This is a genomic window from Shewanella sp. SW32 (genome assembly GCF_025653365.1).
Classification (GTDB): Bacteria; Pseudomonadota; Gammaproteobacteria; order Enterobacterales; family Shewanellaceae; genus Shewanella; species Shewanella oncorhynchi.
Window position 1 is genome coordinate 1 of the sequence record NZ_JAKKSJ010000062.1, and the last position, 21,217, is coordinate 21,217.

A 21,217-nucleotide genomic window follows, 5' to 3' on the forward strand; every position below is an offset into this window, starting at 1 on the left:
ACGAACCGCTGGTGTTCGGGTTGTCATGCCAATGGCATTGCCCGGTAGCTACGTTCGGAATCGATAACCGCTGAAAGCATCTAAGCGGGAAGCGAGCCCTAAGATGAGTCATCCCTAGGAATTTAATTCCTCTAAAGAGCCGTTCGAGACTAGGACGTTGATAGGCATGGTGTGTAAGCGTTGTGAGGCGTTGAGCTAACATGTACTAATGACTCGAGAGGCTTAACCATACAACCCAGATGGGTTTTATAAGMAGCCTTAGACAGAATATCGACACTTGATAAAGTKTGAACTCATACAAAGCAAATCAGCTTTCCGAATTATTATTAACGTGGTCCAGAGATGGACACGGTAATAAACAGAATTTGCTTGGTGACAATAGCCTTGTGGAACCACCTGATCCCATCCCGAACTCAGAAGTGAAACGCAAACGTGCCGATGGTAGTGTGGGGTCTCCCCATGTGAGAGTAGGTCATCGCCAAGCATCCAAATAAACACAAAAGCCCTAGCCTAAACCGCTAGGGCTTTGGTGTTTATACGCTTCGCAAAAACTTATCTCGATGTCGGTCAATAAATATTCCTCCAATATTGACACTTCCACCATCCATGGCGGTCGCCCGCCGCTAAGCGGACTCCCCAGCTACGAAGACAAGCTTCTTCGCGTTCAATCATGGCTAAATACTCCGTATTTATAGCGCGATGATTTCACCCCCATGTGAGAGTAGGTCATCGCCAAGCGCCTAATTATCTCATTGAGATGTAACGAAGCCAGCTGAATAAGCTGGCTTTTTTGCGTCCGCAATTTGTTAAATCCAGCCTAGTGTCTATTTAATTAGTCAGTTTTCCTCCTATTTTTCTCTCGATAATCCCTTTTTTACCTTCCACGATACGAATAATTTGCACCATTTGGCTTTATATCAATTCTATTCATATCCGCTACAACTGTTCTATCAGATTCAGTTCCGGAGAATAAGGTGGCAGCTTTATCTCAGATTATAAAATCTTCTGCCATCTTTGTTTGATGTCCCCGCACAGTCCATCATGATCGCGGTATAGCGGCCAAAGAACGTAGCTGCAGAAGTTAAGGCGAGGTGCAGCTGCAATAATCGTAGTTTGCAAAAGGCGTTATGATGGCTTTGGATGGCGAGTAAGGGGGGTTATTTAGGATAGCCCTGATGAAGCAAGCGATAAATATTGGCTTTTTAAATGTGATACCAAACTCAGACTGAGTGAACTTAGGACTGAGTGAACTTAGCAACGTTCTTTCCCATCAACTGATCACCTTATGAAGATAAGTTTTGCTGATGTACGAAGGCGTTAAGACACAATGGACAAACGAGCGTTTCGTATAAGCAATGATGGGAATTGGTATTGTGTGGTTTTCACGTATACACTTTTTTACATTCCCCATCTAGCATCAGCTTTTAGGTTGAAATTTCAATGGAATTGCGTGGCTTATTGAGGTTATTGTCGCTATTGCTGTGTATGCCATTACTGGTGAATGCTGATCGTTTCATGGTGTCTAGTGCTAAATTTGCGGATCAAGATGTTAGCGCCAAGTCTGCTGTGATAGTCCGTTATTGCGTTGATCCTGATTGGTTGCCCTATGAAGGAATACGAGAAGGTAAGCATCTGGGGATTTCATCGGACTATATTCGTCATGTTGAGTCACATTCTTCCCTTAAGTTTCAGCTAGTGCCGACATCTTCTTGGACCGAAACTTTATCTTTTTTGCAAAGTGGTCAGTGCGATTTAACCCCTATGTTGAATAAAACGCTAATACGCGAGACTTATCTGCACTTCAGTGATGTCTATTTCCGCTCACCAAATGTGCTTGTTTCACTTAAAGAACAGCCTTTTCTGCAAGGATTGGAGAATATCAATACGCGTATTTTAGCCGTGCCCAAAGGTTGTCGTTTAGCTGAGTATATTCAGTATTATTATCCTCAGATAGAGATGCTTACTGTTGCCAGTGAACCTGCGGGATTGCAGTCGGTTCTGGATAAACGTGCAGATCTGTTTGTTGGGTCAATGTTTTCGGTTAACGCTTACATTCAACAAATGGGATTTGAACATTTAAAAATTGCGGGTTGGGGCGGGCCGGAAGATGAGTTACGGATGGGGGGCGCTTATGGTCAAGAGTCATTGTTACCTGTGATAAATAAAGCCTTAAACACTGTGAGTGAGCAAGAGCGGATCACGATTTATCAGAAGTGGAATAATGTGACTGTGATAGATGAGACTAACTATTCGCTTGTGTATCAAATTATCTGCGCGACGTGTCTGTTGCTCCTAATATTGGGAGCGAGAACTTACTTTATGAGTCAATATAATCGAAGATTAACCGATAAGAATAAGCAGTTGGAAACTTTACGCGAACAGCTTGAAGCGTCAAATGCCGAACTCGAATTTTTATCTACCCACGACCCCTTAACTAAATTGTATAACCGACATTACTTTAATCGCTTTTTTATTAATAACGAGCAGCATGATAAATCTGCTGGGGCAGGCATGTGCCTTGTAATGATTGATATCGACTACTTTAAAGAGATTAATGACACGCTAGGGCATAACGTCGGCGATCGCATTCTTGAGCAAGTGTCACAGGTATTACAGCACTGTGTGCGTGATTCTGATGTTGTTGCACGTTGGGGTGGCGAAGAATTTGTTATCCTCTGCCAACAGTCATCATTGCCATTAGTTGAAAGCTTGTGTGTGCGGATTGCGCAGAGGATTAACAATTATCAATTTACTGACAATGTTCACTTAACTTGTAGTTTTGGTGTCGCTAAGCTCGCAGAAAACGAACCTATACAATTGTGTTTTGAGCGGGCAGATCGAGCCCTTTATCGTGCTAAAGCACAAGGGCGTAATCAAATGTGCATCGACACGTAAGGGTTTACTCAAGACTGATTTGTGGTTATTTGGCTAAAAGACTGCGATTGAAGTGAGTCGCGGATGTCATCTCTATTTTGGAGATAGGTATAACATGATTGTTCTAGCATCCATGCTTGCAGGTTAATGTTTGATGTTTGTACTGACGATATGATAGAAATCCCTTGAAAATCGCTTTATCCCATTAAAATGAGGTTTATTTAAGGTTTTTTATTGATTGAGTGAAAAATAAGCTAAAGTGTTTTACTTATCTGTTTTAGTTCGTGTTTATGGCTATTTACCTAAATTATTACGCGACTTTATCGTGAAAAAGTACTCTAGCCATTTGCGCCGAGCAGGGTTCCAATTTACAATATGCGCCTAAAATAATCTGATGTGCGGTGTGTCGGTGTTTGTCGCATACTCCGTCTACTTCTTAAACTACTCATTAAAGTTGAATCATGACCGAATTATCCAAATACAGAAACATTGGTATCTTCGCTCACGTTGACGCGGGTAAAACCACGACCACCGAGCGTATCCTTAAGTTAACAGGAAGAATCCATAAAGCCGGTGAGACTCACGATGGCGAATCTACCACTGACTTCATGGTACAGGAAGCTGAGCGCGGTATTACTATTCAGTCTGCTGCTGTAAGTTGCTTCTGGAGAGATCACCGTTTCAACGTTATCGACACTCCAGGACACGTTGACTTCACCGTTGAAGTTTATCGTTCTCTGAAAGTGCTTGATGGCGGTATCGGTGTATTCTGTGGTTCAGGCGGTGTTGAGCCTCAATCAGAAACTAACTGGCGCTATGCGAACGAATCTGAAGTTGCGCGTATTATCTTCGTAAACAAGTTAGACCGTATGGGTGCTGACTTCTTACGCGTAGTTAAGCAAACTAAAGACGTATTAGCTGCTACTCCACTGGTTATGGTTCTGCCAATCGGTGTTGAAGACGAATTCACTGGTGTTGTTGACCTATTATCTCGTAAAGCATACGTGTGGGATGAGTCTGGTTTACCAGAAAACTTTAATATCCAAGATGTACCTGCTGACATGGTTGACATGGTTGAAGAATACCGTGAAATGCTGATCGAAACTGCCGTTGAGCAAGACGATGCTGTGATGGAAGCGTACATGGAAGGCGAAGAGCCATCTATCGAAGATATCAAGCGTTGTATCCGCAAAGGTACTCGTACTATGGCTTTCTTCCCAACATACTGTGGTTCTGCGTTCAAGAACAAAGGTATGCAACTGGTTCTTGATGCTGTTGTTGATTATTTACCAGCACCAGACGAAGTTGAACCACAGCCATTAACTGACGAAGAAGGCAACGAAACTGGCGAATTCGCTATCGTTTCTGCTGATGAGCCATTAAAAGCGTTAGCGTTCAAAATCATGGATGACCGTTTCGGTGCCCTGACTTTCGTACGTATCTACTCAGGCCGTCTGAAGAAGGGTGATACCATCCTGAACAGCGCGACTGGCAAAACTGAACGTATCGGCCGTATGTGTGAAATGCTAGCTGATGACCGTATTGAAATTGAATCTGCTCAAGCTGGCGACATTATCGCTATCGTGGGTATGAAAAACGTTCAAACTGGTCACACTTTATGTGACGTGAAACACCCCGTTACCTTAGAAGCTATGGTGTTCCCAGAGCCAGTTATCTCTATCGCAGTAGCGCCAAAAGATAAAGGCGGTTCTGAGAAAATGGGTATCGCTATCGGTAAGATGATCGCTGAAGATCCATCATTCCGCGTAGAAACTGACGAAGATTCAGGTGAAACCATCCTTAAAGGTATGGGCGAACTTCACTTAGATATCAAAGTAGACATTCTGAAGCGTACTTATGGTGTTGAATTGATCGTAGGTGAGCCACAAGTTGCTTACCGTGAAACCATTACTCAAATGGTTGAAGATCAATACACTCACAAGAAACAATCAGGTGGTTCTGGTCAATTCGGTAAGATCGAATATATCATCCGCCCAGGTGAGCCAAACACTGGTTTCGTGTTCAAATCTTCAGTTGTTGGTGGTAGCGTTCCTAAGGAATTCTGGCCAGCAGTTGAGAAAGGTTTCGCGAGCATGATGAACACAGGTACTATCGCTGGCTTCCCAGTGTTAGACGTTGAGTTCGAATTAACTGACGGTGCATTCCACGCAGTTGACTCATCAGCAATCGCGTTCGAAATCGCTGCTAAAGGCGCTTTCCGTCAGTCTATCGCTAAAGCTAAACCACAACTTCTTGAGCCAATCATGAAAGTTGACGTGTTCAGCCCAGATGACAACGTGGGTGATGTGATCGGTGACTTAAACCGTCGTCGCGGCATGATCAAAGACCAAGTTGCTGGTGTAACAGGTGTTCGCGTTAAAGCTGACGTACCGTTATCAGAAATGTTCGGTTATATCGGTACTTTACGTACAATGACTTCTGGTCGTGGTCAGTTCTCTATGGAGTTCTCACACTACAGCCAATGTCCAGCTAGCGTAGCTGAGAAAGTTGTTGCTCAAGTTAAAGAACGTAAGGCTGCTGAAGCTAAGAAGTAATTCTTAACTTACCTTAGCTAATAAAAACCGCTGTCGGCCTCTAGGCTCGCAGCGGTTTTTTTATGGGCGAGATCCAACTGTAATCACCCGCTACGGCTGACGAAGTTTCGTATCCCGTTGTTTAAAATAATGTTAGTTCTTGCTTTATCTTCTCAGCGTTCAGTTTTTTGTTTACTCAATTCGAGCAAGGCCTTGGCCGCCGGCGTCAAAGGTAAACTTTGGCGCCAAATAAGCGCCAGATCCCATGTCATTGCGGGCTGCATAGGTTTAAAGACCAGTTTGCTGGTGCTTAATCGATTGCAGATAGGCTCAGGTAAAATAGCGACGCCCATATCGGCTTCGACCATGGCGGCGAGGAAATCCCACTGGCCGCTGCGAAAGGCAATATTGAGTTGAACACCTGCTTTGCGACTGAGGCGATTAATCAGTTTAGCGAGGGAGAAGTCTTCGTTATAGAGGATAAAAGGATAGGGCTGGAAGTCCTGCCATTTTAAGTGGTCTTTCTCGGCTAAGGGATGTCCTTCAGGCAGGCATGCGAGTAAAGGGTACTTAGTTAGGGGTTGGTTGACGAGTTCTGTCTCATGGGTCGTGGGGAGCGCGGTAAAGGCGATATCGAGACTGTTATTGAGCAATGCTTGTTCGCAGCCGAATCCACCGTACTCATACATGTGTAGTTCAACTCCCGGATAACGCTTACGATAGCTAGTGAGCAAACCAATAATAAGACTGCTCATCATAGGACATACACCCAGTCGCAACCGCCCCGATTTAAGACCGCTAAGGTTACTCATGTCCTCCTGCAGCCTATGCCATTGGCCGAGGATTTCCCGTGCACTGTGCTCAAAGAGCTGACCAGCTTGAGTTAACTCAACCTTTTGGTTATTCCGGATCAGCAAGGTTTCACCAAGGCTTTCTTCAAGTCTCTGGATTATTTTGCTTAGTGTCGGCTGGGTGATAAAACATTTCTGCGCGGCGCGGGTAAAGTTTTCAGTTTCCACTAAGGTCAGAAAACACTGTAAGGTCTTGATTGGGATGTTCATGCTCAAATGGAATCCATATTATGGAATTTATTCATTTTACTAATGATAGCCTAAGTATTACTTTGACCTTGTTAACAAAACAGGGGAATACCGATGAAATCAAGTTCAAGTCTGTGGGTAGGTGCTTTGTGGCAGGCGGCTATGCCTGTGGCAAAAGATGTGCAAAACACTAAAGCGGCGCAAGTAACTAAAACGGCTCCAGCGGGTGATTTGCATAAAGCAAAACAACAAGTAAACCCAGCCTAGGCTGGGTTTTTACTTTTCTGTGTTTTAGATTCTGCTCTTATTTTTATTTCCCTCGATTCTCACTCTGCCTTTTTAACTTCTGCTCAATCCTTCCTCGGCGAAAGTACTGTTCAGCAACGGATGCTCAACCAGCGATAGACGTTTAGTCTTATATTTACTTGAATGCTCATTACTGGCTCTAAGCCAACTCATTAGGATTGGATGCTTAAATAGCAAAAAAGCCACCCTCATAAACTCGGATGGCTTTGCTCTGCAGGGGATGGAGATTTACTTGCCGGAGAATTGATTCTCGACGAGTGGTTGCTTGTTTTCGGCCTGAGCGACGTGGCATTGAGTACAGGCATAGTTATGTCCGTTGACTGTGCCTTTATCATCAATCACGTGGGACTTAGCTACTGGCGTGGCTTTCATGCGTTTTGCCTTGTCCCAACTATGGCAGCTTAAACAGCCATTTTTATCTAAGGTGATCTTGTAATCGTCCTTATGTGGGATGAGCGGTGGTTGCTCGCTAAAACTGCGCTCAATTGCTGTGCCGCGACTGGGATAAATCGCCATGGCATCGGCTGGGCGAATGTCGGTGATCGCCATGTTTCCTGCGAGGGATTGAATATTAACTGGTGCTACGTTGGTGTCGGTTTGCTGGCCTGAACAGCCGGTAATGGCGACGAGTAACGCAGTTAAGGTGAGTATTTTTCTCATTGGTTATTCTCCGCCTTGAAGACTTTCACTGGGCATTTTTTAAAGTCAGTTTCTTTTGACAGGGGATCGGTCGCATCCAATATCAGTTTGTTGACTAACTGGCGCGCATCGAAGAAAGGCATAAATACTACGCCGCGTGGCGGTTTGTTACGGCCTTTGGTTTCAACTCGGGTTTTCACTTCACCGCGCGGTGAGGCCACTATGACTTCGTCACCACGTTGTACGCCGCGAGCTTTCGCATCTTCTGGATGCATGAAAATCTGCGCGTCGGGGTAGGCACGGTAAAGCTCGGGTACGCGGGCTGTCATTGAGCCAGTGTGCCAATGCTCCAGCACGCGGCCAGTCGACATCCACAAATCGTACTCTTCATTCGGCTCTTCGGCGGCGGGCTCATAGGGCAGGGCGAAAATCACCGCTTTGCCATCTGGCTTGCCATAGAATTTAAAGCCTTCACCCGCTTTGACATAAGGATCGCTCCCCTCAACGAAACGACGCAGCGTTTCTTTGCCATTAACGACTGGCCAGCGTAGGCCGCGGGTTTCGTGGTAACGGTCAAAGTCGGCTAAATCATGGCCATGGCCACGACCGAAAGCTGCATATTCTTCGAAAATCCCTTTTTGCAGGTAGAAACCGAAGTGTTTGCTCTCATCGTTTAATTCGGCTTTGCAATCGGAAGTTGGGAACTTGTCGATCACGCCATTGGCAAATAGCACTTCATATAAGGTTTTATCCGCGTATTCCGGTTGTTTGGCTATTAGTTCGGCTGGCCAGACTTCGGAGACTTTGAATCGTTTCGAAAATTCGACTAGTTGCCACAGATCTGAGGTTGCGCCTTCTGGGGCTTTTACTTGCTGATGCCACATATGAGTACGGCGCTCGGCATTGCCGTAAGCTCCTTCTTTTTCAACCCACATTGCAGTTGGCAAAATTAAATCTGCCGCCATAGCTGTGATGGTTGGGTAAGGATCTGAAACCACGATAAAGTTTTCTGGGTTACGAAAGCCAGGGTAAATCTCATCGTTGATGTTGGGGCCAGCCTGCATATTATTGGTACACATGGTCCAGTAACAGTTGAGCTTGCCATCTTTTAGCATACGGCTCTGGAGTACGGCATGGTAGCCAGGTTTGGCGGGGATGGTCCCTTCAGGCACTTGCCATAGCTTTTCGGTAATGGCGCGGTGCTTGTCGTTAGTGACTTCCATATCGGCGGGTAAACGGTGGGCGAAAGTACCGACTTCACGTGCAGTACCGCAAGCCGAAGGTTGACCGGTTAACGAGAATGGACTGTTACCCGGTGTGGCAATTTTGCCCGTGAGCAAATGGATGTTGTAAAGCATGTTGTTCGCCCACACGCCGCGAACGTGTTGGTTAATGCCCATGGTCCACAGACTCATGACTTTAACATTAGGGTCGGCATAGGCTTTGGCTAAAATCTCCAGCTTCTCTGGCTCGACGCCACTCATCTTGGCGGCATATTCCAGCGTATAAGTGCTGACAAACTTGGCATACTCGTCAAAGCTAATGGGCGTGGATTTACCATTTCCTGGATTTTTAGCCTTTTTCTCTAATGGATGGTCTGGACGCAGGCCATAGCCGATATCATCTACCCCAAGGGCAAACTTAGTGTGTTTGGTAACAAAGTCGGTATTAACGGCTTTATTTTCAATAATGTAATTGGCGATATAGTTGAGGATCACTAAGTCCGACTGTGGGCGGAACACCATAGGGTTATCGGCTAAATCGAAGCTGCGGTTCTCAAAGGTCGACAGCACATGCACTCGGCACGTTGGACTGCTTAAACGTCTATCGGATATTCGTGCCCACAGAATTGGGTGCATCTCCGCCATGTTTGCGCCCCAGAGCACAAACTGATCGGCGGCTTCTAAATCGTCATAACAACCCATGGGCTCATCGATACCGAAGGTGCGCATAAAGCCGCCTACGGCTGAGGCCATGCAGTGGCGCGCATTGGGATCTATATTGTTGGTAAGGAAGCCTGCTTTATGAAGTTTAGAGGCGGCATAACCTTCCCAAATAGTCCATTGGCCGGAACCAAACATACCCACTGACGTCGGGCCTTTGGTGGCGAGACTGTGTTTCCATTTCGAGGCCATAGTATCGAAGGCCACATCCCAGCTGACTGGGGTGAACTCACCTTCTTTATGGTATTTGCCGTCTTTCATCCGCAGCAATGGCGTGGTTAATCTGTCCTTGCCGTACATGATTTTTGATAGGAAATAACCTTTAATACAGTTAAGGCCACGGTTGACTGGACTTTCAGGATCGCCCTTAGTGGCGACCACTTTGCCCGCTTGGGTGCCCACTAATACGCTACACCCCACACCGCAGAAACGGCAGGGAGCTTTATCCCACTTGATACTGTCAGCTTGTTCGGCGGCTTCGACCATCTTAATGGGAAGTGTGACGCCAACGGCCGTCGCAGCGGCAACCGCTGCGTTGGCCTTGAGAAACTCGCGGCGGCTTATGCTCATAATATTTCCTCACTCTCTTGTACTAAGGGTTCTACTTGGTGGTAAATCAAGCTGGCAGATAACACGCCGGACAGGGCATTGATGGCTTCAATATTGTCAAGAATCGCTCTTTGGCTACTCCCTTCTAGGGTGACAACCAATTTTCCTTCGGGTGTAATTGCATGAATATCGGTACCCACTAATGCGAGGATATTGGCTTCAACCTGCTGTAAGGCTTTAGGCGTGGCATGCACCACAAGGCTGGTGACGTGGTATTCCTGACTCATATGGGATGACCTGTAGTAGTGTAAACTCGGTTGCTTAAGATTAAAAAGGAGGGTAACCGAGTGCTGATACTGGCGAGTCTAGACCTGATAAAAAATGTGGGTATACCTCACAAGAGGTATTGAAAGCGATAGTCGATCCGGATCAAAGTTTTGCGAGTGATCTAACTCCCAGTTTGATATTTAAGCGGTTAGCACTGTCCTCACTAGGACATAGTGAGGAGTACATTTATGGAGAATACTATTGTGCATATCTGGAACCCGTGAACATTAACGGAAGCACAAGTGTGTAGATAGGAATCCTATACTTTTTTACCAATTACAGGTGTTTATAAAATTTCTGAGTAAGAGCAATAGCTGACGTGCATGTTTGCAAAATCCTTCGATAGAACATATTTAGGAATAATTAGTTATATTCACATTGTTTAGTATATATAAGACGTTAATAGCCCGTTAGCTCCATATAACCCGTACCTGTATGGCTGCCAGAGAGATGCACTGGGCCTTCCCAGTAGGGCGTTGATAATGGCATAGCGCTATTGGCATTGAGCGGGGTGATAGTGAGATCGATATTTTCGCTGGGGATTTTGACTTGCCAGCTAACGGGATAGTCGCCATTGACTGTGTGTTGCCATCTAAGAGGCGTCATCTGAATGTCATTGGGATTGTTAGTGGAATTGATGTTGCGACCTGTGCCATCGGCAAACATTCTTCTGGCGCTATAAAATGCTGAGATAGGTGCATTCTTTGCGGACTCTGCCGGAGACTGATCCCGTAACTGAAACAACATCAGCGTCGAGCCATCGTTTAACCTGAGCGCGAACCAATCCCAGCCCTGTTGCGTTTTAGTGAGAAATTGCGAGCTCCATTCCCTGTCGAGCCAACCTTGGCCTGTGACTTGCTCCACTTTGCCATTGCGGTTGATTTCACCTGAAATTTCAATAAAGGGTTGGCTGTAATAGTAAGAGGCTACTTGGCCGTCGCGGCTTTTAAGGCTATAGCCGTTAACGCCTTGGTATTGCAGTGGCGCTTGGCTATTAAGCTGAAGTCGATAGCTAAAATCAGAATTCTCCACCGTTAAGGTCGCGGGAAAGAGTGCATTGGTTTCGCTCTGCCAGTGCCAGTTATCGAGGCGGATTTGATAAGGATCTAAATTCACCTCGGCAAACTCGCTATGGCGGCGTGACCACTTTTCGTGGGCCAAGTGAGCATTACTCGAGGTTAATGCACTGTGGGCTAAATAAAGCTGCTGAGTCTCCCAAGTGGATTCACTTTTGGGCGTTGCATCTGTTACTTGCGGAACTGTTGTTTGTAGAGCGATTGTTTGCAGAGTTGTGGGTTTCAGGGCGACTCTAAACTGCGTCCACTGGACGCCGAGTTGCTCACCTGTTTCTGTGGTTAAATTCGCGGTCAGATACCACCATTCCTGACGAAAGCCATTGTGCGCCAAGTGATCCCGCGGAAATTCAAATCTATAGCCGGGAACAACAGGCGTAAAAGCTAAATCATCTTGATTAGTAGAGGTTTTCCCCACCACATTGGCCATGGATTTGGACTGAGTGTTTTGCGTCGATGGCGTTTTATCGCAGCCGCCGATCAGCATTAACCCAACCACTGCCCATACAATACTGAGTGTTTTCATCACAGGGTCTCCTGCTGCAGACTAGCGACCAGTGGCTTGCGGGTTTGCCAATACAGCGGTAAGAGTACGGCTAAGGTGCAGGTGGTTAAGGCAATCAGTATTGCATGGCCGTAAGCTTGCCAATCCCAAATCATTTTTATCGTCCAGCCAAAGGCTTGCAAGGTGATCTTATTAATAAGCAGGTAACCTAACAGCGCGCCCGTTGGCATAGCGAGCAGGCAAGTGATCAGTACCACAATCAACATCTGCATAAACACCATACCGCGCAGCGCATTACGACTGACGCCGAGGGAATACAGCCGTGCCAGTGGCGCTTGCCTTGCCTGAGTCAACATTAAGCAGGCACTAAAGAGGCCAATCGCGGCGACAATCAAGGTTAAACTATTCAGCACTAAGGTAATGGAAAAAGTGCGTTTAAACATAGCGATAGCTTGGGTTTTTATCTTAGTTTGGCTGTAGATTTGCGCTTGGGATAAACCTAACTCAGTCGCCAGTTGGACTTGTAGTTGATCCAGTTCTGCTTCGCTTATCCTACTGCCTTGCTCTTTACCGTGAAAACTTGCCGCTAAACTGACTGGCAGTACAGGTAACTGGGCCCGTTGCCAAAGTGGCTGGCTGATAATGACCTCGTTTCGGGTATTGCCGTGGTCATAATAAATGCCGCCAATAATGGCTTTGCTGCTACCTGTTTTCTCGAGCACATCCAATGACACAGTATCACCAAGCTGTAATTGGTATTTGATGGCAAGAGGCTCGCTCACCAATACAACGGGTGCATTAAAGTAGGATTGCCACAATGTGGGCAGGCTTTCCTTAAGCGCACTGGTGTGCCGAGTCGAAAATTCATCGCGACTGAGTAGACTCACCGGAATCGTCTGCTCGCTCGGATTATCCGTCGAAACTGGCAGTGAAAGCAGGGCTTCAATTTGCCACTGCTGATAAAGACCGCTGACTCTAGGATCCTGCATCAATTGGGTTTGAATCGTGTCGATACGCTGGCTCGGTGGGCGGATATAGAGATCGGCATGCAAGCGAGTTTCTAGCCAAGTTCGCAGGGTTTGCTCGAAGCTTCCAACGAGGGTGTTCATCGACACATTGGCACTGAGCGCCAGCAAGATTGCCATCATAGCCAAGGAGAGCGGTGCAATAAGCTCACGGGTTTCGGCGAGCTGATATTGCCATAATCCAGGACGCGCCAAGGGCATTAACGCACTGACGCCCCAATGCAATAATTGCGGCAACAATAAGGGAATAGCGATAGCGACGATACCGAGCAACACTAAGCTGATGTTATAGCTTTGGCTGAAGGGAAACAGCAACGCTGCTAAGGTCAATAAGCCACAGGCTAAGGCAAATTGAATGCTATGGGTTTTGCGGTGTGCCTGCATTTGCTGATAACGATTCGCCCCTTGCGCCAATGCTTGGCGCGTAAGATCTAAATACAATGGCAAGCAAGCGGCGAGCGCGGCAATTAAGGTGAGGGCAATTGCCTCAAAAAGCCAAGTCCATTGCCAAATACCGGGGAGCAAGTGGGCGCCATACATTTGCTCTAAGGTCATGGCGACCATAGGTTGCAGCCAGTGGCTGAGTTGCAAACCACTGATAAAGCCCAAACTTGAACCTATGACAACTAACAAAATTAATTCGAACATCAGCGCCGTCATCAAGGCGCGGCGCTCGATTCCCTGTTGTAATAATTGCACTAATAGTTTTTGCCGTTTCATTAGGCTGTAGCGCACACCGTTGTAGGCGATAAAGAGGCCGACAACGAAGGCTAACATGCTCATGGCATTAAGATTAAGGTGAAAACTGCGGGTCAGCGCTATCAGCGCTTGACCTTGATCTTGCTGGCTAAAGCTGGCCTTTTGGGGCGTAATCCCTAAAGCGTCGAGTTGGGATTTTAGTTTAGGTAGGTTTTCTCGCTCACTGAACATGGCGATATAGCTCAATCTGCCTTGCATGTTTAGTAATCGCTGGGCGAGGGACATATCGGCCAAGATGGCGCTTCCTAGACCAAAACTGTCATCAATTGCAATGACATCTAAGGTGCTATTTTCTAAAACAAGTTTACCGTCGGGCGCCACTTTGGCTGCTAGGCTGCGGCTCATGATTACTGTGGCTGCGCCGTTGATGAGATCGGCAAGCGGTAAGTCATTCATCTGTGGTGAGGTGGCTGATTGTGTGTCAGTCGAGGCGTTACTTCTCGATTTTTGTAGTGTTAATGCAGCGATCAAATCGCTGCCTTCCAGTTGCCAGAACTGACCGTTTTTACCGGAGATTTTGCCACTTACGACGGCGAGACTCTGACTTAATCCGGCTCGTCTCAAGGCGAAATAGACAGATTCATCTAAAGTGTTTTGTCCTAGGGGCGGCGTGAGTAGCACATCGGCGCGTTGACTCAGTAACTCAGTCGCATCGCTATAGCTGCGCACGGCATTGTCATTGGTTGCCTTGACTCCAATGAGCAGAGTGACGGCTAAGGCGATACCGAGCAGAATGGCACCTGCTTGTATGGGCGCATGGCGATAATGGGCGATAAAAACCTTTAGGCTGAGCCACGTCAGCCTCAGCCAAGTTGACTTTAGCCAAGTTTGCTTAAGTCCAGTCTGTTTAAGTTCTGTTTGCTTAAGCGCTGTGGGAGTCGCCTTAGTGAGCTGTTTATTGTTCATAAATAGCGACTGCACCTTGGGATAAGTGCCAACGTTTTTGCATAAAGGCGGCGCACTCTTCGCTGTGGGTGACCATCAAGATACTGGTTTGGCTTTCCCGTGCCAGTTCACACAGTAATGCCATGACTTGCTTACCCGATACATCATCTAAGTTACCCGTAGGTTCGTCGGCCAAGAGTAAGGTTGGTTTGTGGGCTAAGGCGCGGGCGATGGCGACACGTTGTTGTTGACCGCCTGACAGGGCTTCAACTTGGCGGTGAAGTAATGGCAAGAGCCCTAGTTTTTCAACCAGATAGTCACACCAGGCTGACCACGGCTGCGCGGTTAAACTTAAGGAGAAGGCGATATTGTCTTTCACGTTGAGTGGCGTGAGTAAGTTAAATTGCTGAAACACGACACCTAAGGAATTACGTCTGAAACGGCTCCACTCTTTATCTTGCCAAGTTGAGGTGGATGCTTGTTCTACCAAGATTTCACCCGAGTCTGGCATTTCAAAACCGGCGATCAGGTTGAGTAAGGTGCTTTTGCCGCTGCCGCTGGGACCTGTGAGCGCCACGGTTTCACCTCTGTGGATCTGTAGATTAACCGCTTGCAGTACTTGATGATATTGCTCACCATCGCGAAAGCCTTTGGTGACTTGGTTAAGCTTAGCGACGTCGGCCATTGAGCAACTCCTTTATATCCATTGGCGGCGGGTGTGGTAAGCCGTGTTTCAAACTGCGGCGGCAACTTACTTAGTGGCCGCAATTTAGCATTGCCATTCTATGTTCAAGATAAAGCATTTTCTATTCAGATAGATACTGATTTTTCTTGTAATAGGATCATCCACTGAGTAACAAAACATAAATCGTCATTTGGTGTAAAAATAGTCAACTGGATTAAATCCTCCGCGAACTGTGAGCAAACGGCTTGAGCTGACGCCGCATTTGTTGCATTCTGTGCGTCCTGTTAGCTTGGGAGTAAATCTCAATCTAGCAATCCGTTCGGATGAAGGTAGCAGGAGAGTGGGGAATTGACCCCACACCGACGAGGCAACTTTGGTTTTACAGAAGCGAGTCTTCTTATAAAAAACAAAGCACTCTTTCAGGTGCCGATAGGCGTGGACTGTTACTGGACGAGCCTCTGGAGAGACTACCAGTTGCACTCATTGTGCAATCAGGTGGCGCCGAAGGCGAAAGTGTCGTGGTGTTATTGTATAACCTGCGACGCGAAACGCTCAGGCAAAAGGACAGAGGAGAGGATGACTGCACAGTCCCTGTCGTTTGTCGTCGTGGGCTATTTTTACTCTTTTGCTTGAGATGGAGCACTTTTGCTCTTATTGAAAGCACTCGTGTAGAGCTCTCGCTTGCTACGCTTTTAGCGTTCGGCTTAGGCGATTCTCGGCCGAGATTAGGTCAAAATAGTTCGCTATAGCGTCCGACTGCGGCGCGTCACAGCCATTTCTTTTCCTCCTCCGTTTATTAATTTTGTTGTTTAATATTCGAGGAATATCATGAGTTTTCAAGCTTTACTTGCCAGTATTAATGGCATCGTCTGGGGCCCAATTACCCTTTGTTTGCTGGTGGGTACAGGGGTTTACCTCACTGTGCGTCTCAAGCTTATCCAAGTATTTCGTCTGCCGATGGCGATGGGATTGTTGTTTAAACCCGCCAAAGGTCATGGGGATTTATCTTCCTTTGCAGCGCTTTGTACGGCGCTGTCCGCCACTATCGGTACCGGTAATATTGTCGGCGTGGCGACGGCAATAAAAATGGGCGGGCCAGGGGCGTTATTTTGGATGTGGTTGGCGGCATTTTTCGGCATGGCGACTAAATATGCTGAATGTATGTTGGCGGTAAAGTACCGTACCACCGATGCTCGTGGGCAGATTGCGGGTGGCCCTATGTATTATATCGAGCGCGGCCTTGGTCTACCTTGGATGGCGAAATTGTTCGCTCTCTTTGGGGTTGGTGTGGCCTTTTTCGGTATTGGTACTTTTGCACAGGTCAATGCCATTAGCGATGCGCTGACGATCGCCTTTGAGGTGCCGACTTGGTTAACCGCGGCCGTACTGACATTTTTAGTGGCCGCAGTTACCTTGGGTGGGGTTAAGCGTATTTCAAATGTGGCGCAAAAACTTGTGCCTGCGATGTCGATTGGTTATGTGTTGGCCTGCGTGTGGATCTTAGTCGGTTTCTCCGAGCAGATTTTACCCGCCTTAGCTTTAGTGATTGAATCTGCCTTTACGCCACTCTCAGCTGCGGGGGGATTTTTAGGGGCGACAGTCGCGCAGGCGATTCAAATCGGTATTGCCCGAGGTGTGTTCTCGAACGAATCTGGATTAGGCAGTGCACCCATTGCCGCCGCTGCCGCTAAGACCAATGAACCCGTTGAGCAAGGTCTCGTCAGCATGACGGGTACTTTCTTCGATACCATTATCATTTGCACTATGACGGGGTTAGTGCTGATCATCACTGGGGTATGGAGTGGTGAGACTGCGGGTGCCGCGATGACGAGTGCTGCTTTTGCTCTGGGAGGCTCAGCGCTTGTGGGTCAGTATTTGGTGACGATTGCGCTAGTGTGTTTTGCGTTTACCACGATTTTGGGCTGGCATTATTATGGTGAACGCTGTTGGTATTATTTAGTCGGTGAGCGCGGATTACGCATGTATCAAGTGGTGTTTTTGGTGCTGATTGCGGGTGGTGCTTTTATCAAACTGGATGTGATTTGGTTGTTGGCCGATACGGTTAATGGTTTGATGGCTATCCCTAACTTGATCGCCATTGTGGGCTTGAGGCATATCATTATCGCCGAAACCCAAAGCTATTTTGCTCGTATCTTACCTAATCAAACCTTAGAGACGGCTTCTTAGAGACGGCTTATTAGTGTTTTTAAAACAATAAATTACTTCACATTATTTTAACTTTGACATTGTCGCCACTAAATTCTTCGTTTACTTTATAAGTGCTATTTTTAAATGCAGTGCTTATAAAATCGGGGGCTTTAGGGCGACGCCATGGAAAAAAGTAAACTTCGTACTTTTCGCAGTAGGATTTTATCCCACATAGCCTTGCCTCTCATTGTAATTATGGCGAGTGTTTATAGTGTAAACGCTTGGTTTAGTTATATCTCCTCAGAGAATCGGCTGTACCATAGCCTGACACAAGAGGCGAGTCATTCGGCTTCTCGTCTGCAGTTTCTGCTCGAACATGCGCAGGCCAACACCCAAGGTCTTGCTGATTTTATTGGTTTTTTGTCAAGTAAAGAAGACATGAATGACACTGAGAGTGTTAAAAGTGTCTTGATGAATCGAGTCAAACGTCATCCTGACTTTTTTGGCTCCGCAGTTGCATTTAAACCCAACACTTTTCCTAACCGCAAGCTCTTTTCTCCCTATGTTTACCGCGATACAAGTGGTGGTAACGATTTACACTACCTCGATATTGGCGCTGAAGGCTACGACTATACCGATGGCACTTGGGATTGGTGGAGCAAGGCTATCAATCAAGCGAACGGTTATTGGTCAAAGGCATACTTTGATGAGGGGGCGGGGAATATTCTGATGGTGACCTATTCGGCTCCTTTTGGTGCGGTAGGTAATTATTTTGGGGTTGCGACGGTTGATTTAGCCTTAGATGGATTGCCAAAACAATTGGGGGTTGCACCAAATCGTCTGGTGGTTTTAGACGACCAAGGGCGGCTTATTTATCATATAGATAAAGAAAAAGTGCTGGCAACGACTTCAGCCCAGTGGCTCGATAAGAATAAAGATAAAAATGCCGATTTTTGGACGCTACAGGATAAAAGGCTTGATGGTCAAGCAAGGTTTGTTGATAACCAAGATGTTGTTTATCTTGCGAGTATTGCGACTGTCCCTCAATTAAAGTGGCGTGTGATTGTATTCGCGCCAGAACAAGATTTATTCAACTCCCTACTTGATGATCTAGCATCTATTATCCTCAATTTAAGTTTATTAACCCTCTTATTATTGCTGACTTGTTATCTGGCGGCGAAACGATTAACTCGGCCGTTAGAGCTACTCGAGTCGGGTATCTTGTCCTTTGGACAGGGTAAAGCTCAGCAGCTCATTGTACCTAAAGGTGCCGTGAGTGAAATAGTGACGCTGAGTACTACCTTCAATCAAATGGCGGAATTACTCGCAGAACGTGAACAAGCCATTCTTGATTCCCGTGGCAACCGCTTTGCGCGCCTAATTGATGGTATGAGCGATAAATCTTTCTATTGTTCCCTAGAACCTAATGGTCAACTCGCCCAAGTCAGTGAGGGGGTAACTAAGGTGTTGGGGATTACCCCTGATTTGCTCAAGCGAAAATATCAAAGGCTCTTCTCGGCTAATCCCCTTAATGAGAAAAACTGGGAATATACCGATTTGGCCTTAAAGGGCCAAAATGTGCCTTCGCATCAAGTTGAAATGCTGGATGAAAAAGGGCATTTAAGAAGGCTCGATGTATTTATGCAGCCGTTATTATCAGATACGGGTGAGTTAATGTCGGTGGAGATGTTATTTACCGATGTTACTGAGCAGTTTTCAGCAGCAGTCTGGTCAAATGCCGTACTAGAAGCCGCTCCAGAGGCCATGCTCATTGTCGACGAACTTGGGAAAATCGTCTTTACTAACAGTCGCTGTCAGCAGCTCTTTGGATACGAATCGGGCGCTATGCTGGGTTTGCAGGTTGAGGCATTATTGCCGCAAGAGTTAGGAAACGGGCATGTACTTGAGCGGCAAACATTCCTGCGCGAAGGCCGCGATAGAGGCATGGCAAATGCGCGTCATGTTCGGGCTTTAAAAGCCGATGGTAATGAATTTATTGCGGAAATAGCGCTGAGTATTCTTCCCCCTGCCTTTGATGGACAAAGGCAAGTGGCGGCTTCAATACGCGATATGACACAAAAACTGGCCGTTGAGCAGAAGATCCGTGATAGCGAACAGCGTTTTCGTGGCTTAGTGACTAATATTCCCGGCGCCGTTTATCGGACTCGTATCGCGGATGTATGGTTCATGGAATATATCAGTGACAATATTGCTGAGATTACGGGTTATGCAGCGAGTCAGTTTATTGAAAATCGCCAACGTACTTTTGCTTCGCTGATTTTAGAAGAGGATCGGCCTACATGTCATTTGCATATTGATAGAGCACTCGCGCAGCAAGAAACCTTTGAAGTGGAATATCGTATCCGCCATCGCGATGGCAGTGTGCGCTGGGTGCATGAGAAAGGTAAGGCAAGTTATACCGAAGAGGGCGTTCCACTTTGGTTCGACGGCAGTATTGATGACATCACAGAGAGTAAGCTTGCTATAGGGCAGTTGGAGGCTTCGCGCCTGCAATTGACCAATATTACAGAGTCTATTCCTTGTACCGTGTACCAATTGTTATGGCACTCGCCTACTGATCGCAGATTTACCTTTCTCTCTGGTGCGGCAATGAAAATGCTGGGGCTACATCGTGATGATCTTATTAGTAATTTTGACACCATCGCTGAGCGGATTTTTGATGACGAAAGGCCGGACGTCGTGCGGGCACTTTCAGGTAAGAGTGAAGATAGGTTTCAATGGATCCGCGAGTTTCGTTATCGCCATCCCAATGGCAGCATACGTTGGATGGAGGCGGGTGCGAGCGGCCATGTAGAAGAAGATGGCGCCATTACTTGGAATGGGTATGTAATGGACATCACCCAACGCAAGAGCATAGAACAAGAGTTAGCCCTCAGTGAAGCGCACTTTAAGGCACTGTTCGATGGTGCGACCATTGGTATTGTCAATGTGGATGTTAAAGGCGTTATCTTAGATTGTAATGACCAATTCTGTGCCGATATGGCGCGGTCACGGGAGAGTTTACGCAATACCGCAATTTTTGAGGTCCTTAGCGCGCAAGATAAGCTTATTGCCAAGGCGCAATTTAAGGAATTGGTCGGTGGCAAAATTGACCATTATCGTGGCGAGAGAAGCTTTATTCGTCCTTCTGGTGCGCCTTTATGGATGACGGTCAATGTGTCGGCACTGTTAGATGCCCAAGGACAATTTGAATCGGCTGTGATCAGCATGGTCGATATGACAGAGCTTAAATTGCTCTCCGATGAACTGTTACTTGCCAAAGAGCAAGCCGATGCCGCCAGTAAAGCAAAGGGTGACTTCTTGGCGAATATGTCCCACGAAATACGCACCCCAATGAATGCCATTATCGGCATGTCCCAGCTGTGTTTACAGACCGAATTAGATAAAAAACAGAAAAACTATGTGGAGAAGATTGAGCGGGCATCGCAGTCTTTACTGTCTATTATCAATGACATTCTGGATTTCTCTAAGATTGAAGCGGGTAAGCTCGACATAGAATCTGTGCCATTTCAGCTCGATACTATGCTGGAAGATCTCAGCGATATGTTTTCTGAAAAAGCCGCCCACAAGCAGATTGAATTGTTATTTGCAGTCGCCCCTAACGTGCCGCGTTATTTATATGGTGATTCGCTACGCTTAGGTCAAGTGTTGATTAACTTGATGAATAACGCCATTAAGTTCACCGAGCGGGGTGAAGTATTACTGTCGTTAAATCTTGTTGAACAGCAAGATGATGATGTCGTGCTGCGTTTTAGTGTGCGTGACAGCGGCATAGGCTTAACTGAGCAGCAGCAAGCAAAATTATTTAAATCCTTTACCCAAGCGGATACTTCAACCACCCGTAAATACCAGGGTGAGATTACGAGTGGTCATTTAATAACCACACTCATGCCGGCTTCAAGCA

General features: G+C 46.6%; 12 protein-coding genes, 2 rRNA genes and 1 riboswitch. Of the genes, 7 read left to right on the plus strand and 7 right to left on the minus strand.

All coding sequences use genetic code 11. From position 1 onward, the window contains the following. The 4 genes from L5M28_RS22670 to fusA all read left to right on the plus strand — a co-directional run. Nucleotides 1–230 (plus strand): 23S ribosomal RNA (locus L5M28_RS22670); the annotation flags it as partial. A gap of 138 nt (nucleotides 231–368) precedes the next feature. Further along, nucleotides 369–484 (plus strand): 5S ribosomal RNA (gene rrf, locus L5M28_RS22675). A 956-nt stretch (nucleotides 485–1,440) separates the two neighbouring features. Continuing rightward, nucleotides 1,441–2,895: a diguanylate cyclase gene (locus L5M28_RS22680; protein WP_263204459.1), complete on the plus strand. Its 1,455-nt coding sequence runs from the start codon at nucleotides 1,441–1,443 to the stop codon at nucleotides 2,893–2,895. A gap of 440 nt (nucleotides 2,896–3,335) precedes the next feature. After that, nucleotides 3,336–5,429: an elongation factor G gene (gene fusA, locus L5M28_RS22685; protein WP_107402610.1), complete on the plus strand. Its 2,094-nt coding sequence runs from the start codon at nucleotides 3,336–3,338 to the stop codon at nucleotides 5,427–5,429. Between the two features lie 152 nt (nucleotides 5,430–5,581). Here the strand turns inward: fusA and L5M28_RS22690 are convergent, their stop codons facing one another. Then, on the minus strand, nucleotides 5,582–6,469 hold the full coding sequence (locus L5M28_RS22690) for a LysR family transcriptional regulator (RefSeq protein ID WP_105251505.1): 888 nt from the start codon (nucleotides 6,467–6,469) through the stop codon (nucleotides 5,582–5,584). 93 nt (nucleotides 6,470–6,562) lie between these two features. On the opposite strand from L5M28_RS22690, the gene L5M28_RS22695 reads away from it, so the two are divergent. Beyond that, nucleotides 6,563–6,715: a hypothetical protein gene (locus tag L5M28_RS22695; RefSeq protein ID WP_263204460.1), complete on the plus strand. Its 153-nt coding sequence runs from the start codon at nucleotides 6,563–6,565 to the stop codon at nucleotides 6,713–6,715. Between the two features lie 267 nt (nucleotides 6,716–6,982). Here L5M28_RS22695 and napB read toward each other — a convergent pair whose 3' ends face one another. From napB to L5M28_RS22725, 6 genes are all read right to left on the minus strand, one after another. Next, nucleotides 6,983–7,414, minus strand: a complete 432-nt coding sequence (napB, locus tag L5M28_RS22700) for a nitrate reductase cytochrome c-type subunit NapB (RefSeq protein WP_113939717.1) — start codon at nucleotides 7,412–7,414, stop codon at nucleotides 6,983–6,985. After that, nucleotides 7,411–9,906 (minus strand): nitrate reductase catalytic subunit NapA, encoded by a 2,496-nt coding sequence (gene napA / locus L5M28_RS22705; RefSeq protein WP_263204461.1) that lies wholly within the window; start codon nucleotides 9,904–9,906, stop codon nucleotides 7,411–7,413. Before napA ends, napB begins: the two co-directional genes overlap by 4 nt. Beyond that, on the minus strand, nucleotides 9,903–10,172 hold the full coding sequence (locus L5M28_RS22710) for a chaperone NapD (protein ID WP_168822470.1): 270 nt from the start codon (nucleotides 10,170–10,172) through the stop codon (nucleotides 9,903–9,905). The genes napA and L5M28_RS22710 overlap by 4 nt, the downstream gene beginning before the upstream one ends. A gap of 439 nt (nucleotides 10,173–10,611) precedes the next feature. After that, a complete protein-coding gene (locus L5M28_RS22715) occupies nucleotides 10,612–11,811 on the minus strand; it encodes a lipocalin-like domain-containing protein (RefSeq protein WP_263204462.1) in 1,200 nt (399 codons plus the stop codon). Continuing rightward, nucleotides 11,811–14,480, minus strand: coding sequence for an FtsX-like permease family protein (locus tag L5M28_RS22720; protein WP_263204463.1), 2,670 nt, complete (start codon nucleotides 14,478–14,480; stop codon nucleotides 11,811–11,813). Before L5M28_RS22720 ends, L5M28_RS22715 begins: the two co-directional genes overlap by 1 nt. Then, complete coding sequence (locus L5M28_RS22725; protein WP_263204464.1) at nucleotides 14,470–15,144, minus strand: ABC transporter ATP-binding protein; 675 nt, start codon at nucleotides 15,142–15,144, stop codon at nucleotides 14,470–14,472. The genes L5M28_RS22720 and L5M28_RS22725 overlap by 11 nt, the downstream gene beginning before the upstream one ends. 448 nt (nucleotides 15,145–15,592) lie before the next feature. Beyond that, a riboswitch (glycine riboswitch) is annotated at nucleotides 15,593–15,722 on the plus strand. 250 nt (nucleotides 15,723–15,972) lie between these two features. On the opposite strand from L5M28_RS22725, the gene L5M28_RS22730 reads away from it, so the two are divergent. Both L5M28_RS22730 and L5M28_RS22735 read left to right on the plus strand, forming a co-directional pair. After that, a complete protein-coding gene (locus tag L5M28_RS22730) occupies nucleotides 15,973–17,331 on the plus strand; it encodes an alanine/glycine:cation symporter family protein (RefSeq protein WP_263204465.1) in 1,359 nt (452 codons plus the stop codon). 144 nt (nucleotides 17,332–17,475) lie between these two features. Beyond that, the coding region (locus L5M28_RS22735; protein WP_263204466.1) for a PAS domain S-box protein at nucleotides 17,476–21,217 on the plus strand (3,742 nt) is incomplete at its 3' end.

Bases quoted from the DNA above. Each gene is read 5' to 3' on its own strand.
- L5M28_RS22690 (WP_105251505.1), bottom strand. From the start codon at position 6,469: ATGAACATCCCAATCAAGACCTTACAGTGTTTTCTGACCTTAGTGGAA.
- L5M28_RS22680 (WP_263204459.1), top strand. From the start codon at position 1,441: ATGGAATTGCGTGGCTTATTGAGGTTATTGTCGCTATTGCTGTGTATG.
- napB (WP_113939717.1), bottom strand. From the start codon at position 7,414: ATGAGAAAAATACTCACCTTAACTGCGTTACTCGTCGCCATTACCGGC.
- napA (WP_263204461.1), bottom strand. From the start codon at position 9,906: ATGAGCATAAGCCGCCGCGAGTTTCTCAAGGCCAACGCAGCGGTTGCC.
- L5M28_RS22695 (WP_263204460.1), top strand. From the start codon at position 6,563: ATGAAATCAAGTTCAAGTCTGTGGGTAGGTGCTTTGTGGCAGGCGGCT.
- L5M28_RS22725 (WP_263204464.1), bottom strand. From the start codon at position 15,144: ATGGCCGACGTCGCTAAGCTTAACCAAGTCACCAAAGGCTTTCGCGAT.
- fusA (WP_107402610.1), top strand. From the start codon at position 3,336: ATGACCGAATTATCCAAATACAGAAACATTGGTATCTTCGCTCACGTT.
- L5M28_RS22720 (WP_263204463.1), bottom strand. From the start codon at position 14,480: ATGAACAATAAACAGCTCACTAAGGCGACTCCCACAGCGCTTAAGCAA.
- L5M28_RS22730 (WP_263204465.1), top strand. From the start codon at position 15,973: ATGAGTTTTCAAGCTTTACTTGCCAGTATTAATGGCATCGTCTGGGGC.
- L5M28_RS22710 (WP_168822470.1), bottom strand. From the start codon at position 10,172: ATGAGTCAGGAATACCACGTCACCAGCCTTGTGGTGCATGCCACGCCT.
- L5M28_RS22715 (WP_263204462.1), bottom strand. From the start codon at position 11,811: ATGAAAACACTCAGTATTGTATGGGCAGTGGTTGGGTTAATGCTGATC.